This is a genomic window from Actinoplanes couchii, assembly GCF_016862075.1.
GTDB lineage: Bacteria > Actinomycetota > Actinomycetes > Mycobacteriales > Micromonosporaceae > Actinoplanes > Actinoplanes couchii.
Genome location: NZ_BOMG01000121.1, coordinates 38,411 through 61,087, shown reverse-complemented (window position 1 = coordinate 61,087; position 22,677 = coordinate 38,411). Strand labels below are relative to the sequence as shown.

Here is a 22,677-nt window from a genome sequence, read left to right as displayed (position 1 = left end):
ACTGTTCGGAGATGACCAAGCGGATCACCCGTCAGGGTGCACACCGATCCGCCCTGACAGCGAATCGGCCATTCCTGACCTGCTCCGCAGGGGACCGTTTCCTCTCCGGCCTGAAAGCCGGAGTATCCACGGAGGAATCTGATGACCACTGACACGGGGTTCTATTCGATCATCGACTACACGGTCGACGGGCCTGACACCCAACGTGAAATTGTCACCGCCTTCGCCGAGATTCAGCAGCGGTGGGTTCGCTTCTATCCTGGCTACCGTTCGGCCCGTTTCCACCTCAGCACCGACGGCACCCGCGTCTACAACATCGTGCATTGGGCGAGCGAGACGGATTACCGCAACTTTGTGGCTACTTCCGATACCGAAGGCCGGATGGCGGCCATCCGCGAGGCCCTCGATGGACTGTCCGGCAAGGCCGAGCCCCGCATGAGCGGCAGCCCGACCTATGTCGTCGGCCGTGAGGTCGGCCCCGGCCCACAGCAGACCGATGCCTGATCCCGGGACACCCGCTCATGAGCGGCGATCACCACTTCCGGCTGATGATGAACCATGACGGTAGAGATATACGCGGACGTCCTGTGCCCGTGGTGCTACATCGGCAAGAGGCGTCTCGCCGCCGCCTTGGCCCAGTTCACCGGCCGCGATCGGATCCGGATCCTCTGGCGAAGCTACGAACTCGCTCCGGAGGAAAGCAAGGTCCCCGGCTCGACGGCCGCGGAAGCGATGGCCCGCTGGTGGGGAGAGCAGGCCTCGGCCAGGATCGCGAATATCCGCGCGCTCGGTGAGGCGGAAGGATTGCAGCTGAACCTGCACCGTGCGCGGCCGGTGAACACGTTCGACGCCCACCGGCTGTGTCACCTCGCCGCCGACCATGGTGTCGCCGACGAGATGATGGAGCACCTGTTCCACGCCTATCACACCGAAGGTTTTGACGTCGCCGAGCCGCAGACCCTCGAACGGCTGGGCGACGAGGTCGGGCTCGACCCGGCCGAGGTACGCACCCTGCTCGGCGGGAACGACCATGCCGAGCAGGTCCGCGCCGATGAACGCAGGGCCGCGGCCTATGGCGTGACGAGTGTCCCGTCATTGGTGATCGGCGGCCGGCCGCCGGTTTCCGGTGTACAGACTCCCGAAGAGCTACGCCTGTTGGTAAAGCCGCATCTGACCGCGACAGATGCCGCACTGCCCCACCTGCCCGATCGTGAAAGGCACGTCTGATGCTGGGTGCCGCCTGGCTCTTCAGCGGACGGCCATGACCTCGAGACGGCCGTCGCGGAACCGGTGCAGGTAGGAGCCTGCTAGCTCGTACGGCGAGCTGAGCAGTTGGTAGTCGATCTTGCCGATCAGGCGGCGGCGGCCGGTGGACAGCTCGACGTGGTGAACACCCACGTCTGCCAGTGGGGTGGTCTGGGGGCGCAGGACCAGCAGGCGCCCGTCGCCGAAGTCGGAGGCCGCGGGCCGGCCGGGGACCTCGTCACCGAGTCGCCGGCCGGTTCGCGCGTCGACGACCGACACCAGTGGTTGCCGGCCCTCGGCGGCGGTTCGTGGTTCGTGGCTGGTCACGATACGGTCGCCGAGGACTGCCCAGATGCCCTCATCGGCGGGTAGCGTCCACCGCCGGCCGCCGGTCTGCGGGTCGATTCCGGCGATTCCCGTCGCGCTGGACAGGCAGACGACAGGTCCGCAGCCCTGGGTGTGACCGCCATCGGTCAGCTCGGTCCGCCAACTCTCGGTGAGCGTGTCCAGCCGGTACGCGGTGAGGACGAACCTGACGGCGGAACTGGCCTGGACCAGCACGTGGTCACCGGCGAAGGACAGGTGCCGTTCGTCACCGTCCTGCTTCGGCAGACTACGGCTGAGCAGCGGGGTGCCGTCGTCGTAGCGCAGCAGGCCGAGTTGTCCACCGGAGTCCACGGCGATGACCCCGGGACTGCCGTCGCGCAACCGGGCCCGCACCACCCCGCCCCGGGCCGCCGGGCGTTGCCAGATCGTCCGGCCGTTGCGGGCCCCCGCCAGCCGCAGCCTGGTCGATCCGGGCTCCGCACCGCGCTCGCGCAGCAACACGGTGTCCGCGGTGTGTGCTTCCACCTGGCCGGACGCCTGCCACAACCGGTCACCGGTCGCGGCGTCCAGGACGTCGTGGTCGTTCCCGGACGGCACCAGCAGGACACCCGCGCCGGGTAACAACGAGATCCATCCGGCCGCGACCGCGGCGAGTGTCGTCTGCCGGGTCCAGCGAACCTGCCCGGTGGCGAGGTCGTAGGCGGTCAGCCGGCCGGCGTCGGCCACGGCCTGATGTATCCACACGGTGGCCTGATCGGTCTGACTGATCAACGTTCCCGAGACCGGGGCCGTCCACACCGTGCGGATGGTCGGATCCCCGGCCGGCGGGGAGTGCAGCGTCCCGAGGCAGACGACGGTGACGAGCCCCACCAGGATGCCGCGCCACCGCTGGACGACCGGCTCCCGGTCCGGGCCGGGCCGATACGGATCCCCGAGATCCCCGAGATCGATGATCGCCACATCGATGACCTTATGGGAATCGAGATGATCACCCGACGTGTGCCGGGACGTTCCCCTTCTCGTACGTCTCGTCCGGGACCGGCTCCAGCCAGGTGGTGGGGTCACCGCCGTCGGGTTTGGCCTCCAGCATCGCCAGGTGGCTCATGAAGGTGCCGGCCGTCGCGCCGTGCCAGTGCTGCTCGTCCGGCGGGCACACCACCGTCTCCCCGGCGTGGATGCGCAGCACCCGGCCGTCGCGGGTGCCGACCAGGCCGACGCCCTCGGTCACGTGCAGGGTCTGGCCGACGGCGTGGGAGTGCCAGTGCGTCCGCGCGCCCGGCGTGAACCGGACCAACGCCACCGTCATCCGCGACGGCCCGCTGCCGGTGTGGATGGGCGTCATGTAGACGTCCCCGGTGAACGCCTGCGCGGGCATCTTGACTGTCGGACGTACCGAAACGAGTTCCATGAGACCAGCAAACCCCTTCGCGTCCGCCGGAGGGAGACCCTGGTGAAGCACGTACCGACAGAGCACCCCAGCGCCGGCAGCAGCTCAGCTGACAACACCCTCGCCGAGTCGTTCAACGCCACCTTCAACGTCTCGGCACCAATGTGGGCCGGTGACTGCACAGGTCAGCGCACGATGCGCCGACGGTACTCGATCAAATCCTCGATGGAGATCACGGTCAGCCCATGGTCCGTGCAGAAGCGCGCCAGCCGGGAGCCCCTCATCATCGATCCATCCGCGTCCGCGATCTCGCAGATGACGCCCGCGGGGATGAGCCCTGCCAGGCCCGCCAGGTCGACGGCCGCCTCGGTGTGGCCCGGACGCTCAAGCACCCCTCCGGCGAGTGCCCGGAGCGGAAAGACGTGGCCCGGTCGGACGAGGTCGTCGGGCCGCGTAGCGTTGTCCACAAGAAGCCGGATCGTTCGGGAACGGTCAATCGCTGAAATACCGGTGGTGATGCCTTCCCGAGCATCCACCGAGACGGTGAAAGCCGTGCCGTGCCGTTCGGTGTTCTGGTCGACCATGTCGCCTATCTCCAGGCGATCGAGCATCGCGGACGTCATCGGGGCACAGATCAGGCCACGGCACTGCGTCATCATGAACGCAATCATCTCCGGAGTGACCCATTCAGCAGCAATGACGAGGTCGCCCTCGTTCTCCCTGCCGGCGTCATCGACCACGACCACCGGCCGACCAGCCGCGATGTCCGCGACGGCCTGCTCTACGGAGTCCAGGATGATGGGCTCGATTTCTGTCGTCACCATCTGCTCGCCTTCACGCACGTCGGGTGCGCTGAGCGGAGGCGCACACGGCGGGAGAGCGGCACGAATGACGTACGCCATCCCCGCCGACGGCACTCAAGCCGCCAGCCTTGGCAGCAGACGAGCCGACTCCCGCGCGCTGTGCTTCCATCCGGACTTTCACCGTCGGCCCCAGAATCACACTGGGTCCACCGGACGATGGCTTCGACCGGGTCGCGGGCTGTCGGCCGAGGCCGAGTCACCGCCGGTTCGGAATTTCACCGATCCCGCCAGCGCGTGGTGGGTAGTTGTCCTACAGCATCGCACGACGTCGGATCCCGGCCGGGGCGGGGTGTGCGGTTCGACTGGTCTCGCCCCAGCGCTCGCTGCAGCCGTGGCGCCGGAGAATTCGCAGTCGCCTGTCAGCTAGGCGCCCAGCAGGTGCAGGGCTTCGTGTGCGGGTGAGCCGGGGCGTGCGGTGTAGGTGACGATGGTCAGGCCGGGGTCGGCGGGCAGTTCAAGGGCGTCGTAGTCGAGGTCGAGGTCGCCGACGGTGGCGTGGTGGAACTGCTGGACGCCGCTGCGGTAGTACTTCACTTCGTGGTCGGCCCAGCCGATGCGGAACCGTTCGCTGCGGATGGACAGGTCGCCGACCAGTTCGGTCATGGCGGGGTCACCGGGTTCGCGGCCGGCTGCGGTGCGCAGACTCCCGACGGCGTCGTGGGCGATGCCGGTCCAGTCACGATAGAAGCTGGTGGCGCGTGGGTCGAGGAAGACGAACCGGGCGAGATTCCGCCTGAGTTCAGGATTGTCCAGGACTGGTGCGTAGAGGGCGCCACCGAGCCGGTTGGCGGCGAGAATGTCAAGGCGCTGATTGCGGACGAATGCGGCTGCGCCGGTCATGCTGTCGAGGACCTGCCGGACGCTGCGCCGTAGTCCGGGATCGGTGGCCGCGTGGCGTAGCCCCCGGTATGGGGGTGTATTGACGGCACGGATCAGATCGATCAGGTGGGTGCGTTCCACGTCGTCCAGCTGCAGCGCGCGGGACAGGCTGTTGACGACCTCGTCGGAGACGCCGCGGGCGTGGCCACGTTCGAGCTGGGTGAGGTATTCGACGCTGATGCCGGCCAGTAGCGCGAGTTCCTCGCGGCGTAGCCCGGGGACGCGGCGCCGGCCGCCGTAATCGGGTAGGCCGGCCAACTGCGGGGTGATGCGGGCGCGGCGCGTCATGAGGAACTGGCGGATGTCGCCACGCACGTCCGGACCGGTCATCGTCTGAGCGTAGAACGCCCGGCCGAGGATAGGGGGTTGCTGGTAGTACCCCCTATGAGCAGCGTCTGCCACCCCGCCGATCCAAATGTTTGCCTGGGAGCGTCACCGCTGAGCTCGCGTGCCGGGCTCAGCGGTGGTGGTCCTGTCCCAGACGTGTTCGTTCTGAAAGGCGCTGCTGTCATGTCGGATTCTGTTGCTACCGAGACACCCCGGCGGCCCGGCGCGCCGCGCATCGAGGCCCATGCCGCATGGACGCTGGCGGCCGCGGTACTCGGCTTCTTCGTGATAACCCTGGACGCGACGATCGTCAACGTCGCGTTGCCGTCTGTCCAGTCCGGGCTCGGGGGCGGCATCACCGGCCTGCAGTGGGTGGTGGACGGCTACACGCTGATGTTCGCCGCACTCCTGTTGTCGGCCGGCGCCCTGTCCGACCGGATCGGCGCCAAACGTGCCTTCGGCGCCGGGCTGCTGATCTTCGTCGTGGCGTCGGTGATCTGCGGGATCGCACCGGACCTCGTCGTCCTCGTCGCAGCGCGGTTCCTGCAGGGTGCCGGAGCCGCGGTGGTGATGCCCGCCTCGATGGCCCTGGTTCGCCACGCCTACGACGAGCCCGCAGCGCGGGGCCGGGCGGTCGCGGTCTGGGCGATGGGCGGTGCGGTCGCCGCGGCGGCCGGACCTGTCCTGGGCGGCCTGCTGAGCCTGGCCTCGTGGCGTCTGATCTTCTGGGTCAACGTGCCCGTTGTCGCGGTGACCTTGGCGCTGCTGGTGCGGACCCGGCGCAGTCCGCGGCACGTCGTGCCGTTCGATGGGACCGGGCAGGTCTTGGCGATCGCCGCGATGAGCGCGCTGACCTTCGGCGCGATCGAGGCCGGCCCGCGTGGGCTGACCAGCCCGCTGGTGCTGACCGCGCTGGCGGTAGCAGTGCTTGCCAGTGCCGCGTTCCTGGTTGTACAGGCGCGCAAGCGGCATCCGATGGTGCCGTTGAGCCTGTTCCGCTCGGCCACCGTCAACGTCTCGGTCGTGATCGGGTTCGTCTTCATGGTGGGCTTCTACGGGCTGCCGTTCCTGTTCAGCTTGTACTTTCAAACCGCACGCGGCCTGTCTCCGCTGGCCGCCGGGGTGGCGTTCCTGCCGATGATGCTGCTCAGCGCCGCGCTGACGCCGTTCACCGCACGCATCGTCGAACGCGTCGGCCCGCGTGTTCCGGTGGCCGCCGGATTGCTGCTGCTGGCCGCCGGCGCGGTCGTGCTCGCCATGATGCCGGTTTCAACACCGGTGTGGCTGGTCGCGGTACTGCTGGTACCGGTCGGGCTCACCGGGCCGATGATCATGCCGCCGACTACCGCGGTGCTGTTGGAAAACGTCCCTGCCCGACGGGCCGGCGTCGCCTCGGGGGTCTTCAACACCAGCCGCCAGGTCGGCGGGGCGCTCGCCGTCGCCGTCTTCGGCGCGCTGATCTCCGGCTCCAGCGGATTCCTGCACGGTGCCCGGATCAGCCTGATTGTCACTGCCGGGCTCGGTGTGGCCGCCGCCGCTGCTGCCGCGCTGGTGCTCAAGGCACGGATCCCGGTCGAGGAGGCAGTCGCATGAGTTCGAATACCGTGGCATGCCTGCTGTCCTACGGCGGCACCAACAACTTGCCTTCCACCAGAACCGTGCCACGTATAAGGAGGCCGGACCGGGTCGGGCCGCACCTGTCGGGCTTCCGATGCAGGCCTGACGGTGGCAACGGACATCGGTTCTTCTCACCGATGTTCGGTGAGAAGAACCGATACGGCCGGCAGCGTGCCGTCAGTCGTGCTGGTGCTCGGCGGTGGGGATTGTGGCCGCCTGCTCGCCCGGAGCTACGATCACGAACTGTCCCATCATGCCGATGTCCTCGTGCCAGAGCATGTGGCAGTGGTACATGTACGGCGTCACCGGGTCCGTGGAGCCGGTGAACCGCATGATGAGCCGAAGCGGGATCCCCGGCGGCGTGTAGACGGTGTCCTTCCATCCGGCCAGTTCCGCGGGCGGGTCCTGCCCGTCGATCGTGAGGATCTGGAACCGCACACCGTGAACGTGGAAGTTGTGCGGCGTCCTGGTCGTGTTGGCGACCTCCCAGATCTCCGTGGTGTTCATGGTGACGACCTGGTCGACGCGGGACATGTCCATCTTCTCGTCGTTGATGCGGTCGAGGTTGATCTCGAACCGGCGCGTGGTCCTCGCCGCCGACGCGGGGAGCCGGTCGAGGCGGGTGAGCCGGTCGGGCGTCGGCGGCGAGGACCGCAGGCCGGCGGCGGCATCCAAGCGCAACACGTCGAACATGTCGTCCGCGCCCGTTCCCGCTCCGGAAGCACCGAGGTCTTGCGGGTAGGACCGGAACATCACCTGTTCCCCGCCGGTCAAGCTGACGATGATCTCCGCACGTTCGCCGGGCGTCAAGGTGATCCGGGCGGTTCGCAGTGGTGCCGCGAGCAAGCCACCATCGGTGGCGATGAGATCGAACTCGCGGTCGTCGGCGAAACCGAAAGCATAGCTGCGGGCCGTGGACGCGTTCAGCAGCCGCATCCTGACGCGGTCGGAGGTCGCGGTGAACTGTGCGCCGGCGGTGCCGTTGACCAGGATGGTGTCGCCGAGCATGCCGGTGCCGACGTGGGTGGTGTCGATAAGCCGGCCGGTCTCGTCGAAGGTCTTGTCCTGCACGATGACCGGGATGTCGTCGACGCCGTAGGTGCGGGGCAATGCCAGCCGGGCTTCGTCGTCGTCATCGACGATCAACATTCCGGAGAGGCCGCGGTAGACGTGTGCCTCGGTCTGACCGTGCGGGTGCGGGTGGTACCAGAGGGTGGCGGCCGGCTGATCGACCGTCCAGACCGGCGACCACGTGGCGCCGGGGTCGATGCTCTGATGCGGGCCGCCGTCAGCGGTGGCGGGCACGTGCATGCCGTGCCAGTGCACGCTGGTGGCTTCGCCGAGGGTGTTACGGACGTTGACCCGGACCTGTTCGCCGCGTCGGACCCGCAGAGTCGGGCCCAGTTGAGTGCCGTTGTACCCCCAGGTGTCGGTCTCCCCGGCCGGCACGATGGCCGAACGCCCGGCCTGGACGATCAGGTCGAAGGTACGGGGTTGTCCGGCGCCGGGCGAGGATTCGACGAGCGGCGGGACATGCAGTCGGTTCCGGTCACCGGCACTGTCACGGCCCGGCTGGGGCCCATCGGCGGCGGTGCTGTCTTCGGCACATCCGGACAGCAGGGCGGTGGCGCCCGCGCCGAGACCGGCCACGGTGAGCTTCAGAAGGGCACGCCGGTCCATTCCGTTTCGGGTCGGGGGTGTCATCAACGATTTGTCTCCCGGTATTCGATGCCGCATTCGATCAGACAATCGAAGCGATCGGCGCGGCCGGTAGGAAGAGGCTGCCGATACAGGTAATGGCAGTACCCCCTTGTTTCTCAGGAAACTGCCAGTCGAAAGCGCTCAGGGATTCACCGGGACGACCTTCCGTTCCTTCCGTATCAGGAGTTCCTCGAGCCGGTGGTGGAACCGCCGTCGGTGTCCTGGTCGTGGCGGTAAAGTTCGCCGTCCTCGGCCCGCTCAGCGCGGTATGGCAGGTGCTACCCGGATGCCGAACAACTCCGGCACCGGCATCCACGTCGCGCAGCTGATCGCCTCTGGTGTCATCGTTTCCCGGCGCGTTGGTGATGGGTGGCGCGGAGCATCGCCCGGTACATCTGCCGGGGTGCAGGCGGGTCGGGCAGCGGTTGTGCGGTTCGGGCGGCGCAGGCCTGAATGAGGTAACCGACGAGGCGGCGCCAGACGTCGGGGGCGGCGTCGGAGGTGACAGTCAGCACGCCCGCGTTGGCCATGAGGAACACCGGCATGTCCTCGGTGACGAAGTCGGCGCGCAGACCGCCGGCGGCCTTGGCGCGATCGATCAGCGTGGTGAAATCGGCGAAGGCCCGGCTGCGGTCCGCCTCGAACTGTTTGGCGGTCGGAAAGGTCATGGTCAGCACGGTGGTGAAGCCACGGTCGCCGGCCTGCATGGCGCAGATCTGCTCGACGTAGGTGCAGAACCCGTGCCAGGGGTCCGGGTCGGTCAGGGCCTGCCGGGCGGCGTCGGCGTACGCGTACATCTTGGTCGCGAACGCGGCGGTGACGAGGTCGCCGCGGGTCGGGTAGCGGCGGTAGAGGGTGCCGACGCCGACCCCGGCGCGGCGGGCGATCTCTTCCATCGGCACGTCGATGCCGTGGGTGGCGAAGGTCTCCCGGGCGACGGTGAGGATGCGCTGGCGGTTGCGTTCCGCGTCGATGCGCAGGCCGGTGTGGCGGGGGGCCTCGGGTGCCGGCGGGGAGCTCATGTGCCCAGCTTACGAGGAAGTGGAAAGCATCGTCCACTTGTCTGCTACAGTCGCTCCATCAAGTGGAAAGCACATTCCACTTCCTTGATGGGGAGCAATCATGCAGGCAATCGCTCTTTCCGCGCAGGGCGCCCAGCCGACGTTGACCGAGCTGCCGACGCCGCAGCCGGCCGCCGGTGAGGTCCTGGTCCGCGTGCAGGCGTCGTCGGTCAACGGCTTCGACCTGTCCGTGGCCGGCGGCCACCTGGCCGCCATGATGGAGCACCGCTACCCGGTGGTGCTGGGCAAGGACTTCGCCGGCGTCGTCGAGGCGATCGGTGAAGGCGTGACCTCCTACCAGCCGGGTGACCCGGTGTTCGGTGTGGTCACCAAGGCCTACCTCGGCGACGGGGGCTTCGGCGAGTACGTGACCGTCAGCGAGCAGGTCGGCCTGGCCAAGCTACCCGAGGGCGCCGACCCGAAGTCCGCCGGCGCGCTCGGGCTGGCGGGAACCGCCGCCGTCGACACTCTCGCCGCGACCGCGCCGCAGTCGGGTGAGACCGTCCTGATCAGCGGCGCGACCGGTGGCGTCGGCGCGATCGCGATCCAGTACGCCGTCGCCGCCGGCGCCACGGTGATCGCCACCGCCCGCCCGGGTGCGGAGACGGACTTCGTCCGTGGCCTCGGCGCGCACGAGGTCGTCGACCACTCCGGTGACGTGCCGGCCCAGGTGCGCGCGGTGAGCCCGGACGGCGTCAACGTGATCCTGCACCTGGCCGGAGACGGCGCTACTCTGGCCGCATTGCTGACCGAGAAGGGCCGGCTCGCCTCCCTCCTCGGTTTCGGCGCCGACCAGCACCCGGCCGCGACCTTCGTCTACGCCAACCCGGCACCCGCAACCCTGGACCGGCTCGCCGCCGACCTCGCGGCCGGCCGTCTCACCGTGCCGGTCGCCAAGAGCTACACCCTGGCCGAGGTGCCCGCCGCGTTCGACGACTTCGCCGGCGGCACCCTCGGCAAGATTGCCATCACAGTCTGACGCAGAGCTGCCCTGGAACCAGGACACCTCCAGCGACGCCGCACAGCTCATCGGCGGTGCCGACCTATTCGGCGAGCTCGGGCTGAACCTGCCCGCGGCCAACCGGCTCGGCCCCTTCATCGGGAAAGACCCCGGATCCGCCCTCCGTCAAGTCACCATCAGGAGCGACCTGTCATGTCCGTTCTCGTCCTCGGCGCCACTGGCAAACTCGGCCGCCTGCTCTTGCCCGAAATTCAGAAGCGCGGCCTCGCCGCCGCCGACATCACCGCGGCAGGCCGCAGAAAGGACGTCCTCGACACCCTGGCCATCAACGGCTATGGCACCGTCCAGGTCGAGCTCGGTGACACCGAACAGGTGCACCGGGCGATCGCCGGCCACGACCGGGTGGTCCTCATCTCCGGTATCGAGCCCGACCGGCTGCAGCAACACCAGAACGTCATCGGCGCGGCCAAGGCCGCTGGTGTCCGGCACCTCTATTACACCAGCGGCCTGCGCATCGACGACCCGACCTTCGCGCTCGGCGCCGACCACAAGGCCACCGAGGACGACCTCAAGGCATCCGGGCTGACCTTCACGATCCTGCGTAACGGCTGGTACATCGAGAACTACATCCAAGCCATGCAGGGTGCCGCATCGAACGGCGTTTTCCTCGCCGCCGCCGGTGACGGGCGGATCGCGCCGGCCGGGCGCCGTGACTTCGCCGAAGCCTTGGCCACGGTGATCACCGGCGACGGCCATGACAATCGTACGTACGACCTCAGCGGCGACCGGGACTACACCTACGTCGATCTCGCCGCCGCCATGACCGAGGTACTCGGTACGCCGATCACTTACCAGTCCGTTTCCGGCGAGCAGTACAGCACCGTCCTGACCCAGGCCGGCCTGGACGAGGGAACCGCCGGATTCCTGGCCGCCCTCGACGGCAATCTGGGCGCCGGCATCATGGCCCGCACCGGGGACGGCCTGAGCCGGCTGATCGGGCACCCGACGATGTCGCTGGTCGAAGGTCTACGCCAGGTCTGATTCCGGCGACCGGCGGTGGTCCGGCTCAGGCTTCGGCTTGTGCCCCGCTACGGCGTACGAGGGACTCGGTCACCTCTTCGGGTGTGGCCGGAGGTGGCAGCGGCGCGGCTGCTTCGGCGGTGAACGACTGGATCAGGTAGGCGACCAGCCGCCGCCAGGTTTCCTGGGCGGCTTCGGTGGTCGCGGCGAGGACACCGGCGTTGGCCATCAACACCATGATCATGTCCTGGTGGACGAAGTCGTCGCGCAGCTTGCCGGTGGCCTTGGCCTTCTCGATGAGCTCGGTGAAACGGGCGGCGGCCCGGTTGCGTTCGGCCTCGAACGCGGCCGCGGACGGGAAGACCACAGTCAGCACATCGGTGAAACCGCGGTCGTCGGCCTGCATCTGGCAGATGGTCTCCACACAACGACAGAAGCCGTGCCACGGGTCCGGGTCAGCCAGTCCTACCTCGACGACGTGGGCGTAGGCCTGCATCTTGTCGGCGAAGACTGCGGTGATCAGATCGTCGCGGGTAGGGAACCGACGGAACAGGGTGGCGATACCGACGCCGGCACGCCGGGCCACCGCGATCATCGGTGCCTGTAGCCCCTGCTCGGAGAAGACAACCCGTGCGGCGTCCAGGATGCGGCCGCGGTTACGTTCAGCATCGACGCGTAGGTCACGGTCCACCGCCGAGGGCTTCTGCAGCATTCCACCAGCATAGCGAGACAAGTGGAATCACTTCTCCACTTGCTGGCCCGGCCGGACGGCGCGTCGGAGACGGGCGCCTCTCGCCATGTCGAGAGAACGCCCGTCCAACTCCACTGGCAGGGAAAGGACTGTGCGTCGATCAGCCGACGCGAATGGTCACCCGGTCGTAACGAGTCAGGGGGTGCTCGCCGTTGTCGGTGCCCTGCAGGATGACCGAGATGGTCTGGCCGGGCTTGGCGTCGACCGGGACGGTTACCTTGCCGCCGGAGGTGGTCACGGTGCCGGGGTAAGCGCCTTCCTCGGGGTACTGCCACCACGTCGTGCTGACGCGGGCGTGGTCAGGGTCCGATGTACGGGCGGAGAGCCGCACCGTTGCGCCGGGGCGGGCCTTGACTGTGCCGGGACCGGCCACCCGGACCGACGGCGGGTGATTGCCGGCCGAGTACCGGGACGTCAGCGTCCACTGGATGCGGGCGGCGAAGTCGTTCTGGGCCGCCCCTGCCCAGCGCAACGTGGTCAGGTTGGCCACGTCGGCGCCGGTCGCGTCCTTCTCGGCCGGAATCAGCCGCCACAGGTTGGGCGACTCGCTGACCTGATACGCCCGTCCACCCCAGCCGCCGGTGGCCGGGTCGGCCGGCTTCTGCAAGCCCGTTCGCAGGAGCTGGTTGAAGACGACGTTGTCACCTTCGGACAGAAAGTCGTACTCGGCCATCGGCTTGCACCAGCCGCCCGGTGCCTTGACCGGGTCGCCGAAGACGTCGAGCGGATCGCCCGGCGTGGTCTGGCCGTCGAGCCACGACCGGTAAAGCGAACCCCACGGCCCGATCTGAATGTTCCGCTTGATCCAGGCCCCGGTGAAATAGAACCGGTCGGCCGGCAGACCCCGTACGTTGCCCTGCCCGTTGTTGTTGCAGTTGAAACCCCACGTGGCGTAGCCCGCCGAGAGCTCGTCGACGCGGATCGCCGGCCAGGCCTGTGAGATGTAGTTCGCGTACGTCTCGTCCTGGAATCCGCTGGCCAGGATGACCGCCTTCCCCGAGACGGCTGCCTTGACCGACGCCCACCGCGGCGACGACCGGTAGCGTTCCTCGATCGACTTCAACGCTCGTGCGATGGTGCTGGTTCCACCCCAGGCCTGCAGATACAGTGGCCGCCGATCATTGTCCAGCAACAGATCCCGGATCAGGTTCGAGCCCGCTGTGTCTTTGGTCATCTCCCCCTCGAAGTCGATGTTGCCGAGCTTGACAAGGGACTTGAGCTCGCCCGGGCTGGGGTAGGCCGGGTCGTGCCGGCGCAGGTTCGGATAAACTTTGGCGTACGAAGGGATCAGCTGATCCTCGATGGTCGTGTTCCCGGTCCAGCGCCACGACGTCTGCGGCGTCTTGTATTCGCGGTTGGGCAGGAAGAACTCGGTTCCCTGGCCATCCCCGGCCCAGTGGAACTTGCTACTGGTGTAGACGATGCCCCTGGTGTCCAACTCGTTGGTATAGAGGAGATAGCGCACTAACGAAGCGATGTCGTCCGACTCCATGTCGGTGGTGACGACCGTACGCGGCTTCGACGCGGACCAAGAAGCAGAAGCAGAAGCCGAAACCGATAAGACGCCTGCGCCGACGACAACGGCCGTAGCAAAAGCGCGTAGACGCATCACAGCTCCCCGAAAAGCGCGTTCTGGACGATCCGCTGCGCCGCCATGGCGTCCTGCCGCTCCTGGGCCTCGGCCAGTGCGGTCGTGTCGAGGCGGTTCAGTGCCCGGTAGATCCGCTTCAGCGTCCCGATGGCCGTGTTGGCCGCGTCGACGCTGTCCTCGCGGAACGGGAACTGGTCGAGCTGCCACACCCCGTCCCAGTTGTTCTTGCGCAGCGTGTAGAAGAACTCGAAGAGCTCGGTGAGGTGGACCGTGCCGACCACGAGGTCGTCGTCCCAGCCGCGCAAGTTGTCGTTGACGTCCATCCCGTACAGCCGGCCGTGGTCGATGATCAGCTGGGCCGCGTCCGAGGGTGACTCCCCACCGTACAGGCTGTGCCCGAAGTCGAGCAGGATGCCCACGTTGTCCAGTCCGATCTCCTGGATGCCCAGCAACGAGCGGGCGGCCGAGTCCCACGTCATCTTCACCCGCGGCTCGCGCGGCTTGTACTCGATCGCGAACTTCAGGTCCGGGTGTGCGCCCGCCAGCTCCCGCATCCCCTCCACGGCGAGCTTCCACAGCGTGCGGTGGTCGACCTGGAACGGGTAGTCCCAGCCATCCTGCCCGGGCCAGATCTTCACGTAGTCGGCGCCCAGTTCGCGCACGACGCCCGCCGCCTCGTGCATCAGATCGAGGGCCACCTTGCGTACGCCGGGATCGGGGTTGGTGAACGAGCCGCGGCTGAACTTCCGCAGGTAGATCTCGGGTGTGATGCCGATCGCGGACAGTCCCTGGGCGGTCAGTGCGTCCTTGACCTCACTGAGACCGACGCCGGGTGTGAAGGGGTAGTTGAGGTCGACCACCGAGAGGTCGTCCACCTGCCCGGCAAGTTCGATCGCGTCGAGCGTGGTGCGCGCCGGGCCGTAACCATCGGAGGCATAGCGGTCGACGTAGGTGGCGAAGTGCCAGAGGCCGGCTCCGAAGCGGGGGTACTCGGTCATGGTGTTCAGCTCCTGTGGTGAGGGGTGCGGGCCCGGGCCACCGCCGCGCGCCACGCGGAGCGCTGCGCGGCGGCGTCGCCCGGCTGGGGACGGAACTCGTCGTAGGAGATGGGCGTGGTGAAACCTCCGGCCAGGAACGCGGCGCCGAGGGCGGAGAGGTTGGTGGACCGGGCCCGCAGGACGGGTACCCCCGTGAGGTCGGCTTGGATCTGCATGAGCACGTCGTTCCCGCTCGCGCCGCCGTCGGCCAGCAAAGCGTCGACCGGGCCCATCACGTCCACGACGTCGGCCACCTGGTGGGCGATCGACTCGATGGTGGCCCGGGCCAGCTGTTCCGGACGAGTTCCCAGCGTCAGCCCGCTGATCAACCCCACCGCGGTGTCGTCCCACCACGGCGCGGCCAGCCCACCGAAGCCCGGCACCAGGACCACCCCGTCACTAGCGGTACCGGCAGCCATGTGCCCGATCAGGTCGGGGTCGACGCCCAACAGCGAAGCCAGCCACGCGACGGTCGCGCCGGACGACCGGATGTTGCCCTCCGCCGCCAAAGCATCGTTCCAAGCGATGGTCGAACAGACGCCCTCCGAGAGCGGCTCGCCGAGTCGCATGACCGACGAGCCCGTTCCGTAGGTGACCTTGACGCCACCGTCAGTCCGGGCCCCATGGGCATAGAGTGCGGCGTGCGAGTCGCCGAGCACAGCGGTGATCGGCAACCCGGCCAGTACTCCTCGGTGCGCCCCGATGTGCCCGAGGTTGCCGGATGACGCCGTGACAACTGGCACGGCGGTCGAGGGAATGCCGAACAGGTCGAGCAGTTCCGGGCTCCAGGTCCCGGCGCGCACGTCGAGCAGTTGCGTGCGCGACGCGTTCCCCGACTCGACCTGGTGGCTGCCAGTCAGGGCGTACAGCAGCCACGAGTCGATCGTGCCCACTGCCGCGTGCGGTGTCTCATCGAGCAACCACCGCAGCTTGGCCGCACTGAACATCGGGTCCAGGGGCAACCCGCTGATTTCCCGTACGCGGGCCGCTTGTCCTTTTTTCCGTAGAGCGTCGCAGATGGGCAGCGCCCGCTGGTCCTGCCATCCCAGCACCGGCCCGGCCGGCTCGCCGGTCCGCCTGTCCCACACCACCGCCGATTCGCGCTGTGTGCTTAACCCGACCGCGCATACACGGCCGCGTGGGATCTCGGCCAGGCACTGACCGGCCGCCGTGAGCACGCTCGTCAGGATCTCGTCCGCGTTCTGCTCCACCCAGCCCGGCCGCGGGTACCGGATCGGCACCGGCGCCGATCCGGTGGCGACCACAGTGCCCGAGGGATCGACCAGCAGGCATTTGGTGGAGCTGGTGCCCTGGTCGATCGCGAGGACGAGGTCGTCAGACATCGGCGCGGGCCAGCCCGATCGCGGCCTGCCGGACGTCGTCGGAGGTCAGCCCGAAGTGCTCGAGCAGGAACGCGGTTGTGCCGGTGGGCGCGAACTCGCGGTGGATGCCCAGGATCCGCATCGGCACCGGATTGCGCTCGGTGACGACGACCGCCGCGACCGCCGCGCCCAGGCCGCCGGTGGTGGTCGCCTCCTCGGCGGTCACGATGCCCCGAGTCTCGGTCGTCGCCCGGCGAATCGCGTCCTCGTCGAGCGGCGCGATTGTCGACATGTTCAGCACTCGCACGGATACTCCCTGCTCAGCTGCTTCCTCGGCTGCCTCGAGAGCGCGGGAGACCATGGTTCCGGCCGCCACCACCGTGACATCCGTGCCATCGCGTAACGTGGTCGCCCTACCGAAGGTGAACGGACGATTTCCGGTCACTGCGGGGACCTTGAACCGGCCCACGCGTAGGAAGACGGGCCGGGCCGGATCAGCCGCCCAGCGCACTGCTGACCGGGTCTCGGCCGGGTCGGCCGGCACGACCACGTCGAGCCCGGCGATCGCTCGCAGCCACGACAGGTCCTCGATCGAGTGGTGCGTCGGCCCCAGTTCCCCGTACGCCATGCCGGGGCTCATCCCGCACAGCACGACCGGCGACTGGCTGTACGCCACGTCCGCCTTGATCTGTTCGAGCGCGCGCCCGGTCAGGAACGGCGAAGCGCCACAAACGAACGGGATGTAGCCGCTGAGCGCCAGCCCGGCCCCGACACCGACCATGTCCTGCTCGGCGATGCCCACGTTGATCAGACGATCGGGGAACTCCTTCTGGAACTGCACGAGGTTGCTCGATCCGACCGAGTCGTTGCACACGGCGACGATGCGCTCATCTTCGCGCGCCAATGCGCTCAGCTCTTCGGCGAAGGCGACGCGGCAATCGAACGTTTCACTCGGCGAGACGGCGGGCGCGTTCATCGGGCCAGCTCCGCTTCCGCGGTGACGATCTGCTCGGCCGACGGCACCTTGTGGTGCCACTCCACGCGGTCTTCCATGAAGGAGACGCCTCTTCCCTTGACTGTGTTGGCGATGACGCAGGTCGGGCGCTCGCCGGGCGGGGCAGTGAACGCGTCGTACAGGGCAAGATGGTCATGACCGTCGACCTCGAGGACGTCCCAGCCGAAGGACCGGAACTTGTCGTCGAGCGGGTCGAGGGCGTTCGTCTCTTCGGTACGGGCACCCTGCTGCAGGCGATTGCGGTCGACGATCGCCGTGAGATTGGCCAAGCGGCGGTGCCCGGCAGTCATCGCCGCTTCCCAATTGCTGCCTTCCTGCAGCTCGCCGTCGCCCAGCACCACATAGACGTGACGTGACGACGACGAGAGCCGGCCCGCGATGGCCATGCCGACCGAGACCGGCAAGCCGTGGCCGAGGGGGCCGGTGTTGGTCTCGACGCCCGGCACCTTGACCCGGTTGGGGTGGCCGTTGAGTGCCGAGAGCGGCGCGGCGAACATGTCGAGCTCGGTGGTCGGGAAGAACCCGGTCGCGGCCAGGGTCGCGTACAGGGCCGCGGCGGTGTGTCCCTTGCTGAGCACGAAGCGGTCGCGGTCGTCCCAGTCGGGCTTCTCGGGGTCGATGCGCAGCACCGAGAAGAAGAGCGTGGTGAGGATGTCGAGGACGGACATGTCGCCGCCCACATGCCCCAGGCCGGCCCGGCCGATCATGTGCAGGTCGGTGGTGCGGGACTGGTTGGCCCGCTCCCGCAGCATTTCGCGGCGGCGCTCGGGGCTGGTTTCGGTGAACTCCTGCCGGAATCGGCGCCAGGCGGCGGCGGTACGGGGATCGGCGACCAGCATGGGTGTGCCTTTCTACGGGTGGTGACACGACCTGGCCGGGCGGGCATTGTGAGGCCACCCGGGAATCAAGGTCAGGAGCCTTCGACGGCGAAGTTCTTGACCGTGTCGGCGTTGTCGGCGGTGACGAGTACGCAGTCGATCGACTGCTTCTCGGGCTGGTCGGTCTTGCCGCCGGCCTTGATGTAAACGTCGGCCTGGTCCACCGCCATCTGCGCGATCTTGCTGGCCGGCTGCAGGACGGTCGCCCTGATGGCCTTCTTCTGGATCGACGAGACGACGTCGGGGCTGCCGTCGAAGCCGACCACGACGATGTCCTTCTTGGCCGCCTGCACCGCCGCGTACGCGCCGAGGGCCATCGTGTCGTTGCCGGCGATGATGCCCTTGATGTTCGGGTGGGCCTGCAGGATGGTCTGGGTCTTCTGCAGCGCCTCGGCCTGGTCCCAGTTGGCGCTCTGCTGAGCCACCATCTTCAGATCGGGGAACTGGTCGAGGACGCCGTGGTAGCCCTTCGAACGGACGCCGGCGTTGGTGTCGGTCGGCTTGCCCAGCAGCTCGGCGTACTCGCCCTTGTTGCCCATCAGCTTGGCGAACTCCTGGCCGCCGAGCCCGGCGCCCTGGGCGTTGTTGGAGACGATCTGGGCGACCGCGACCCCGGTCTTGTTGATCTCTCGGTCGATGAGGAAGGTCGGGATGTCGGCGTCCTTGGCCCTCTGGATGGCGGTGACCGAGGCATCGGCGCCGGCGTTGTCGAGGATGATCGCGGCCGCCTTACGGGAGATGGCCGTGTCGAACTGCTGGCTCTGCTTGGTGGGGTCGTCGTCGTGGCTGAGGACCAGCGTCTCGTAGCCGAGGCTTTCGGCCCGGGCCGCGGCGGCGTCCTGCTCAGCCTTGAAGAACACGTTGTCGGGTGACGGCGTGATGATCACGATCAACTTGGACGCGGCGGGGGCCGCGCTCTCGCCCGGCGATCCGGACCCGTCTCCGCCACCGCCGCATGCGGCAAGGGCGAGGACCGAGGCGGCGCTGACGGCGAGCAGGGCTCGGCGGGCGGGGAGATGTTTCATGACTATGTGTCCCTTCGGGTGCGATGGAACGGGAGAGGCGGGGTAGAAGCGCTTACGCGGTGCGTCTGGTCAGGTCGGACTGCAAACGCTGCTGGGCCTGCTCGGTGATGACGGCGACGATGATGACGGCGCCCTTGACCACCGACTGCCAGAAGGTGGAGACGCCGACCAGCACCAGGCCGTCGCTGAGGAAGCCGATGACGAAGGCGCCCATGACAGTGCCGATGATCGTGCCGCGCCCGCCGGCCAGCGCGGTGCCGCCCAGCACCGCGGCCGCGATGGCGTTCAGCTCATAGGTCGTAGCAGTGTCCGGATAGGCGGCGCCCAGCTCCGATGTGAGCAGCAGGCCGGCCAGCGCGGCACAGGCACCCGAGATCACGTACACCGCGATCTTGACCCGGTTGACCCTGATCCCCGACAGCACCGCGGCCCGCTCGTTACCGCCGACCGCGTAGATGCGCTTGCCGAACGGCGTCTTGGTGGTGACGACGATGGCGGCCGCCGCCACCACGACCATGATCCAGACGGCGACCGGGATGCCGAGCACGCTGTCCGCCCCGATGAAGCCGAAGCCGGTGTTGCCGCGGGCCTCGGTGCCGGCCAGGTCGGGGTACGTGCCGCCGTCGCTGTGCAGCTGGGCAGCGCCGCGGGCCACGTAGAGCATGCCGAGCGTGGCGATGAACGGCGCCACCTTCAACCGGGTGATCAGCAACCCGTTGACCGCGCCGACCAGCGCCCCAGCCACGATGCCGATGAGGAGGACCATGGCGACGGAGAAGAACACCGTACCGCCGGGGAAGTTCAGCCCGTTGAAGAGCAACCCGCCGGCGACCATGCTGGCCAGGCCCGCGATCGACCCCACCGAAAGGTCGATGCCGCCGGTGAGGATGACGAAGGTGACGCCGATGGCCAGGATCGCGTTGATGGCCACGTGCTTGGTCATCAGGATCAGGTTGCTCTGGGTCAGGTACTCCGATGAGATCGAGCTGAAGATGATCACCAGGATGACCAGCACGACCAGCGTACGGCCACGCACGAGCAGCAGCGCGGCCCGTTTGAGCGCCGTGCTGCGCGGCTCCTCGGGTCGAGGCGCGGCTGCGGTGGAGGCCGGCGCGGCGACGTCGGTGTTGGTCATGATGTTGCCTCCAGGACGCTGCCGAACGAACAGGTGGTCACGTGGTCGCCTCCAGAACGCTGTCGGCTGCGGAGGCGGTGACGAGTGCCTCCTCGGTGACGTTCTCGGCGGTGAACTCGGCGGTGATGCGTCCGCGGGCCATCACCAGCACCCGGTCGGCCATGGCCATGACCTCGGCCAGCTCGCTCGAGATGAAGAGCACCCCGAAACCCTGCGCGGCCAGTTCGGCCATCAGCCCGGCGATCTGCGACTTGGCGCCGACGTCGATGCCGCGGGTGGGCTCGTCCAGCAGCAGCACGACCGGCTCAGTGAGCAGGGCCCGGGCCAGCACGACCTTCTGCTGATTGCCACCGCTGAGCGAGGTCACCAGCGCTCCCAGGCCTGGGATCTTGATGGCCAGCTCGCCGACCTTGTCCTTGGCCGTACGCTGCTCGGCCTCACCGGCCAGCAGGCCGCCGCGGGTCATCCGGGCGATAGTGGCCAGCAGGATGTTGTCGCGCACGGACATGGTCTGCACCAGCCCGTCGCGTTGCCGATCCTCGGGTACGAGTGCCAGGCCCGCTGCCATCCGCGCCTGCACCGTGCCCTTGGGCTCGGTTGCTCCCTTGACGACGACGTTGCCGGCGATCGGGCGGCGCATTCCCATCAGCGTCTCCATCAACTCGGTGCGGCCGGCACCCATGAGGCCGTAGATTCCCACCACCTCACCCGCTCGCACCCTGAGCGAGACGTCGTCGACCTTGACCGTGCCGGGGACGGTGAGCCCGCGTACCTCGAGAAGCACGTCACCGACCGGGGAACTGTTGCGGACGTAGAGCGAGTCGGGGTCGCGGCCGACCATCTGGCCTACGATCCAGCCGGTGTCGGTCTTGCTCATCGACTCGTGGGCGACCAGTCGGCCGTCGCGGAATACGGTGACCCAGTCGCCGATACGCCGGAACTCGTCGAGCTTGTGCGAGATGTAGATGACCGTGACATCGTCGCGGCGCAGGTCGCCCATCACCTCGAAGAGCACGTCGACCTCGTGGTTGGACAGGGCCGACGTGGGCTCGTCCATGATCAGTACGCGCACGTCCTCGAGCAGCACCCGGCCGATCTCGATGAGCTGCTGCTGACCGATCGGCAGGTCCCCGACGAGCGTGTCCGGATCGAGGCGCTCCTGGCCAAGTCGCTTCAGCACCTCGCGGGCGCGGCGACGCTGACCGCCGGCGTCGACGAAGAGGCCGCCCCGGCGCAGCTCCCGGCCGGCGAACAGGTTCTCGGCGATCGACAGGTTGGGGAAGAGGCTGAGCTCCTGATGGATGATGCCGATGCCCCGGGCCTGGGCCGCCCGAGGACTGTCGAGCTGCGCGGGCTCGCCGTCGAGCAGGATCTCGCCGCTTGTCGGCTGCTCAGATCCGGAAAGGATCTTCATCAGTGTCGACTTGCCGGCGCCGTTCTCGCCCACCAGCACGTTGACCTGCCCGCGGTACGCCGTGAACGTGACGTCCTTCAGTGCCCGGACACCGCCGTAGTTCTTGCTGATGTTGCGAGCTTCCAGAATCTCGGCCATCAGCTGCTCGTCAGCTCGGTCGGGACCAGGAAGATCGTGCCGGGCGCGAGCGACGAGAAGGCGCCGTAGAACGTGACCTTCTTGCCCTTCAAAGCGGCCCTATCGCCCGCCTCGGCGATGACGTCGGTCTTGACGCGGTCGTTGATCTGGTTCGCGACCTCGGCGTAGTCGATCTGGTTGGTGAAGTCGCCGAACGCGATGAACTTGACGGCGTCGCGGATCGCGGTGCCGGCGATGACCGGGCCGGTCGCCATGGTGACCTTGACTGGTTTGTCGCCGGCCACCGCGGGCACCTCGACGGTGACCGGGCCGGTCGGTGTCGAGGTGTCGACCTCGGTCACCGTTCCGGAACCCTTGACCATGAAGGCGTATGGGCTACCGGTGCCGGTCTGGTTGCCGTACTTCTTTCCGGCCGCCTCCTGGTCGTCGGCGATAGCGGCGGCCACCGTTGTGATGTCGACGGCGTTGTCGTGCACGGTCGGCACGATCTTCTGCGCCCAATTGTCGTCGACGTACGTCTTGGGGTCCGTGGCCGATGCCGCGGCGGAGGTCTGGCCGTCCTTCTCGTACACGTAGACGCCCGGGATCTTGCTACAGGCCGCCATCGCCGGCGCCAGCGTCGCCGCCGTGGTCGCGGCGAGCAGTCGGCGTGCGATCACCGTCATGTGAATATCCATTCATAGGCGATTGGGCATGCTTTCACTGTGAACGCTCGATGTCCTTCTTGTCAACGGGTCGTTCCCGTCTTGCTTCGCCGCGCGTCTTCCCCCGATGTCGGCGTCCTCGACGGCACGGTCAGAGCGTCGTGGCAGCGGGTGCAGCGGAGGTTCGGTCAGAAGGCAGCCATCTCCAACATCCTCAACCGGGACGCGACGCCTTCCCGAAGACACGATGGGCGGCCGAGCTGCAGAGCGACTTCGCGGCCCGGAGGTCACTCCGACGGAACGAGTACAGGCTGAATGGATATTCTCTGCGCAGGACGC

The 22,677-nt window shown here is 68.0% G+C and carries 20 protein-coding genes, 1 pseudogene and 1 riboswitch; of the genes and pseudogenes, 5 read left to right on the top strand and 16 right to left on the bottom strand.

The window, feature by feature from the left end; all coding sequences use genetic code 11:
• Positions 1-141 precede the first annotated feature (141 nt).
• On the top strand, positions 142-504 hold the full coding sequence (locus Aco03nite_RS47925; protein ID WP_203809020.1) for an antibiotic biosynthesis monooxygenase: 363 nt from the start codon (positions 142-144) through the stop codon (positions 502-504).
• A gap of 54 nt (positions 505-558) precedes the next feature.
• Positions 559-1,227 carry a DsbA family oxidoreductase gene (locus Aco03nite_RS47920; RefSeq protein WP_203809018.1) on the top strand — a complete coding sequence of 223 codons (669 nt, stop codon included), beginning with the start codon at positions 559-561 and terminating at the stop codon, positions 1,225-1,227.
• A gap of 21 nt (positions 1,228-1,248) precedes the next feature.
• On the opposite strand, the gene Aco03nite_RS47915 is transcribed toward Aco03nite_RS47920, so the two are convergent.
• From Aco03nite_RS47915 to Aco03nite_RS47900, 4 genes and pseudogenes are all read right to left on the bottom strand, one after another.
• On the bottom strand, positions 1,249-2,532 hold the full coding sequence (locus Aco03nite_RS47915; protein ID WP_203809016.1) for an outer membrane protein assembly factor BamB family protein: 1,284 nt from the start codon (positions 2,530-2,532) through the stop codon (positions 1,249-1,251).
• A gap of 28 nt (positions 2,533-2,560) precedes the next feature.
• Positions 2,561-2,980, bottom strand: coding sequence for a (R)-mandelonitrile lyase (locus Aco03nite_RS47910; RefSeq protein ID WP_203809014.1), 420 nt, complete (start codon positions 2,978-2,980; stop codon positions 2,561-2,563).
• Positions 2,981-3,156: 176 nt separating this feature from the next.
• Positions 3,157-3,783, bottom strand: a pseudogene (ribB, locus tag Aco03nite_RS47905) (3,4-dihydroxy-2-butanone-4-phosphate synthase); the annotation flags it as partial.
• A 131-nt stretch (positions 3,784-3,914) separates the two neighbouring features.
• A riboswitch (FMN riboswitch) is annotated at positions 3,915-4,058 on the bottom strand.
• Positions 4,059-4,185: 127 nt separating this feature from the next.
• Complete coding sequence (locus Aco03nite_RS47900) at positions 4,186-5,031, bottom strand: helix-turn-helix domain-containing protein (protein ID WP_203809012.1); 846 nt, start codon at positions 5,029-5,031, stop codon at positions 4,186-4,188.
• A 180-nt stretch (positions 5,032-5,211) separates the two neighbouring features.
• Here Aco03nite_RS47900 and Aco03nite_RS47895 point away from each other — a divergent pair, with 180 nt between their 5' ends.
• The gene (locus tag Aco03nite_RS47895) at positions 5,212-6,621 is read left to right on the top strand and encodes an MFS transporter (RefSeq protein WP_203809010.1); all 1,410 of its coding nucleotides are present in this window, start codon (positions 5,212-5,214) and stop codon (positions 6,619-6,621) included.
• 201 nt (positions 6,622-6,822) lie between these two features.
• Here the strand turns inward: Aco03nite_RS47895 and Aco03nite_RS47890 are convergent, their stop codons facing one another.
• Both Aco03nite_RS47890 and Aco03nite_RS47885 read right to left on the bottom strand, forming a co-directional pair.
• The gene (locus tag Aco03nite_RS47890) at positions 6,823-8,325 is read right to left on the bottom strand and encodes a multicopper oxidase family protein (RefSeq protein WP_203809008.1); all 1,503 of its coding nucleotides are present in this window, start codon (positions 8,323-8,325) and stop codon (positions 6,823-6,825) included.
• 362 nt (positions 8,326-8,687) lie between these two features.
• The gene (locus tag Aco03nite_RS47885) at positions 8,688-9,368 is read right to left on the bottom strand and encodes a TetR/AcrR family transcriptional regulator (RefSeq protein ID WP_203809006.1); all 681 of its coding nucleotides are present in this window, start codon (positions 9,366-9,368) and stop codon (positions 8,688-8,690) included.
• Positions 9,369-9,468: 100 nt separating this feature from the next.
• Here Aco03nite_RS47885 and Aco03nite_RS47880 point away from each other — a divergent pair, with 100 nt between their 5' ends.
• Together Aco03nite_RS47880 and Aco03nite_RS47875 are read left to right on the top strand one after the other, a co-directional pair.
• Positions 9,469-10,386 carry an NADP-dependent oxidoreductase gene (locus tag Aco03nite_RS47880; RefSeq protein WP_203809004.1) on the top strand — a complete coding sequence of 306 codons (918 nt, stop codon included), beginning with the start codon at positions 9,469-9,471 and terminating at the stop codon, positions 10,384-10,386.
• Positions 10,387-10,560: 174 nt separating this feature from the next.
• A complete protein-coding gene (locus Aco03nite_RS47875; RefSeq protein ID WP_203809002.1) occupies positions 10,561-11,409 on the top strand; it encodes an SDR family oxidoreductase in 849 nt (282 codons plus the stop codon).
• A 25-nt stretch (positions 11,410-11,434) separates the two neighbouring features.
• On the opposite strand, the gene Aco03nite_RS47870 is transcribed toward Aco03nite_RS47875, so the two are convergent.
• The 10 genes from Aco03nite_RS47870 to Aco03nite_RS47825 all read right to left on the bottom strand — a co-directional run bounded on the left by Aco03nite_RS47870 (position 11,435) and on the right by Aco03nite_RS47825 (position 22,359).
• Complete coding sequence (locus Aco03nite_RS47870) at positions 11,435-12,100, bottom strand: TetR/AcrR family transcriptional regulator (protein ID WP_203809000.1); 666 nt, start codon at positions 12,098-12,100, stop codon at positions 11,435-11,437.
• A gap of 139 nt (positions 12,101-12,239) precedes the next feature.
• Positions 12,240-13,748, bottom strand: a complete 1,509-nt coding sequence (locus tag Aco03nite_RS47865) for a DUF1593 domain-containing protein (protein ID WP_275415990.1) — start codon at positions 13,746-13,748, stop codon at positions 12,240-12,242.
• On the bottom strand, positions 13,748-14,728 hold the full coding sequence (locus tag Aco03nite_RS47860) for a TIM barrel protein (RefSeq protein ID WP_203808996.1): 981 nt from the start codon (positions 14,726-14,728) through the stop codon (positions 13,748-13,750). The genes Aco03nite_RS47865 and Aco03nite_RS47860 overlap by 1 nt, the downstream gene beginning before the upstream one ends.
• 5 nt (positions 14,729-14,733) lie before the next feature.
• Complete coding sequence (locus tag Aco03nite_RS47855) at positions 14,734-16,110, bottom strand: FGGY family carbohydrate kinase (protein ID WP_203808994.1); 1,377 nt, start codon at positions 16,108-16,110, stop codon at positions 14,734-14,736.
• On the bottom strand, positions 16,103-17,065 hold the full coding sequence (locus tag Aco03nite_RS47850; RefSeq protein ID WP_203808992.1) for a transketolase family protein: 963 nt from the start codon (positions 17,063-17,065) through the stop codon (positions 16,103-16,105). The genes Aco03nite_RS47855 and Aco03nite_RS47850 overlap by 8 nt, the downstream gene beginning before the upstream one ends.
• Positions 17,062-17,943, bottom strand: a complete 882-nt coding sequence (locus Aco03nite_RS47845; RefSeq protein ID WP_203808990.1) for a transketolase — start codon at positions 17,941-17,943, stop codon at positions 17,062-17,064. The genes Aco03nite_RS47850 and Aco03nite_RS47845 overlap by 4 nt, the downstream gene beginning before the upstream one ends.
• A gap of 71 nt (positions 17,944-18,014) precedes the next feature.
• The gene (locus Aco03nite_RS47840; RefSeq protein WP_203808988.1) at positions 18,015-19,007 is read right to left on the bottom strand and encodes a D-ribose ABC transporter substrate-binding protein; all 993 of its coding nucleotides are present in this window, start codon (positions 19,005-19,007) and stop codon (positions 18,015-18,017) included.
• Positions 19,008-19,059: 52 nt separating this feature from the next.
• Positions 19,060-20,142 carry an ABC transporter permease gene (locus tag Aco03nite_RS47835; RefSeq protein ID WP_203808986.1) on the bottom strand — a complete coding sequence of 361 codons (1,083 nt, stop codon included), beginning with the start codon at positions 20,140-20,142 and terminating at the stop codon, positions 19,060-19,062.
• Positions 20,143-20,179: 37 nt separating this feature from the next.
• Positions 20,180-21,694 (bottom strand): sugar ABC transporter ATP-binding protein, encoded by a 1,515-nt coding sequence (locus tag Aco03nite_RS47830; protein ID WP_203808985.1) that lies wholly within the window; start codon positions 21,692-21,694, stop codon positions 20,180-20,182.
• A complete protein-coding gene (locus Aco03nite_RS47825; protein WP_203808983.1) occupies positions 21,694-22,359 on the bottom strand; it encodes a DUF2291 family protein in 666 nt (221 codons plus the stop codon). The genes Aco03nite_RS47830 and Aco03nite_RS47825 overlap by 1 nt, the downstream gene beginning before the upstream one ends.
• Between the last annotated feature and the right edge of the window lie 318 nt (positions 22,360-22,677).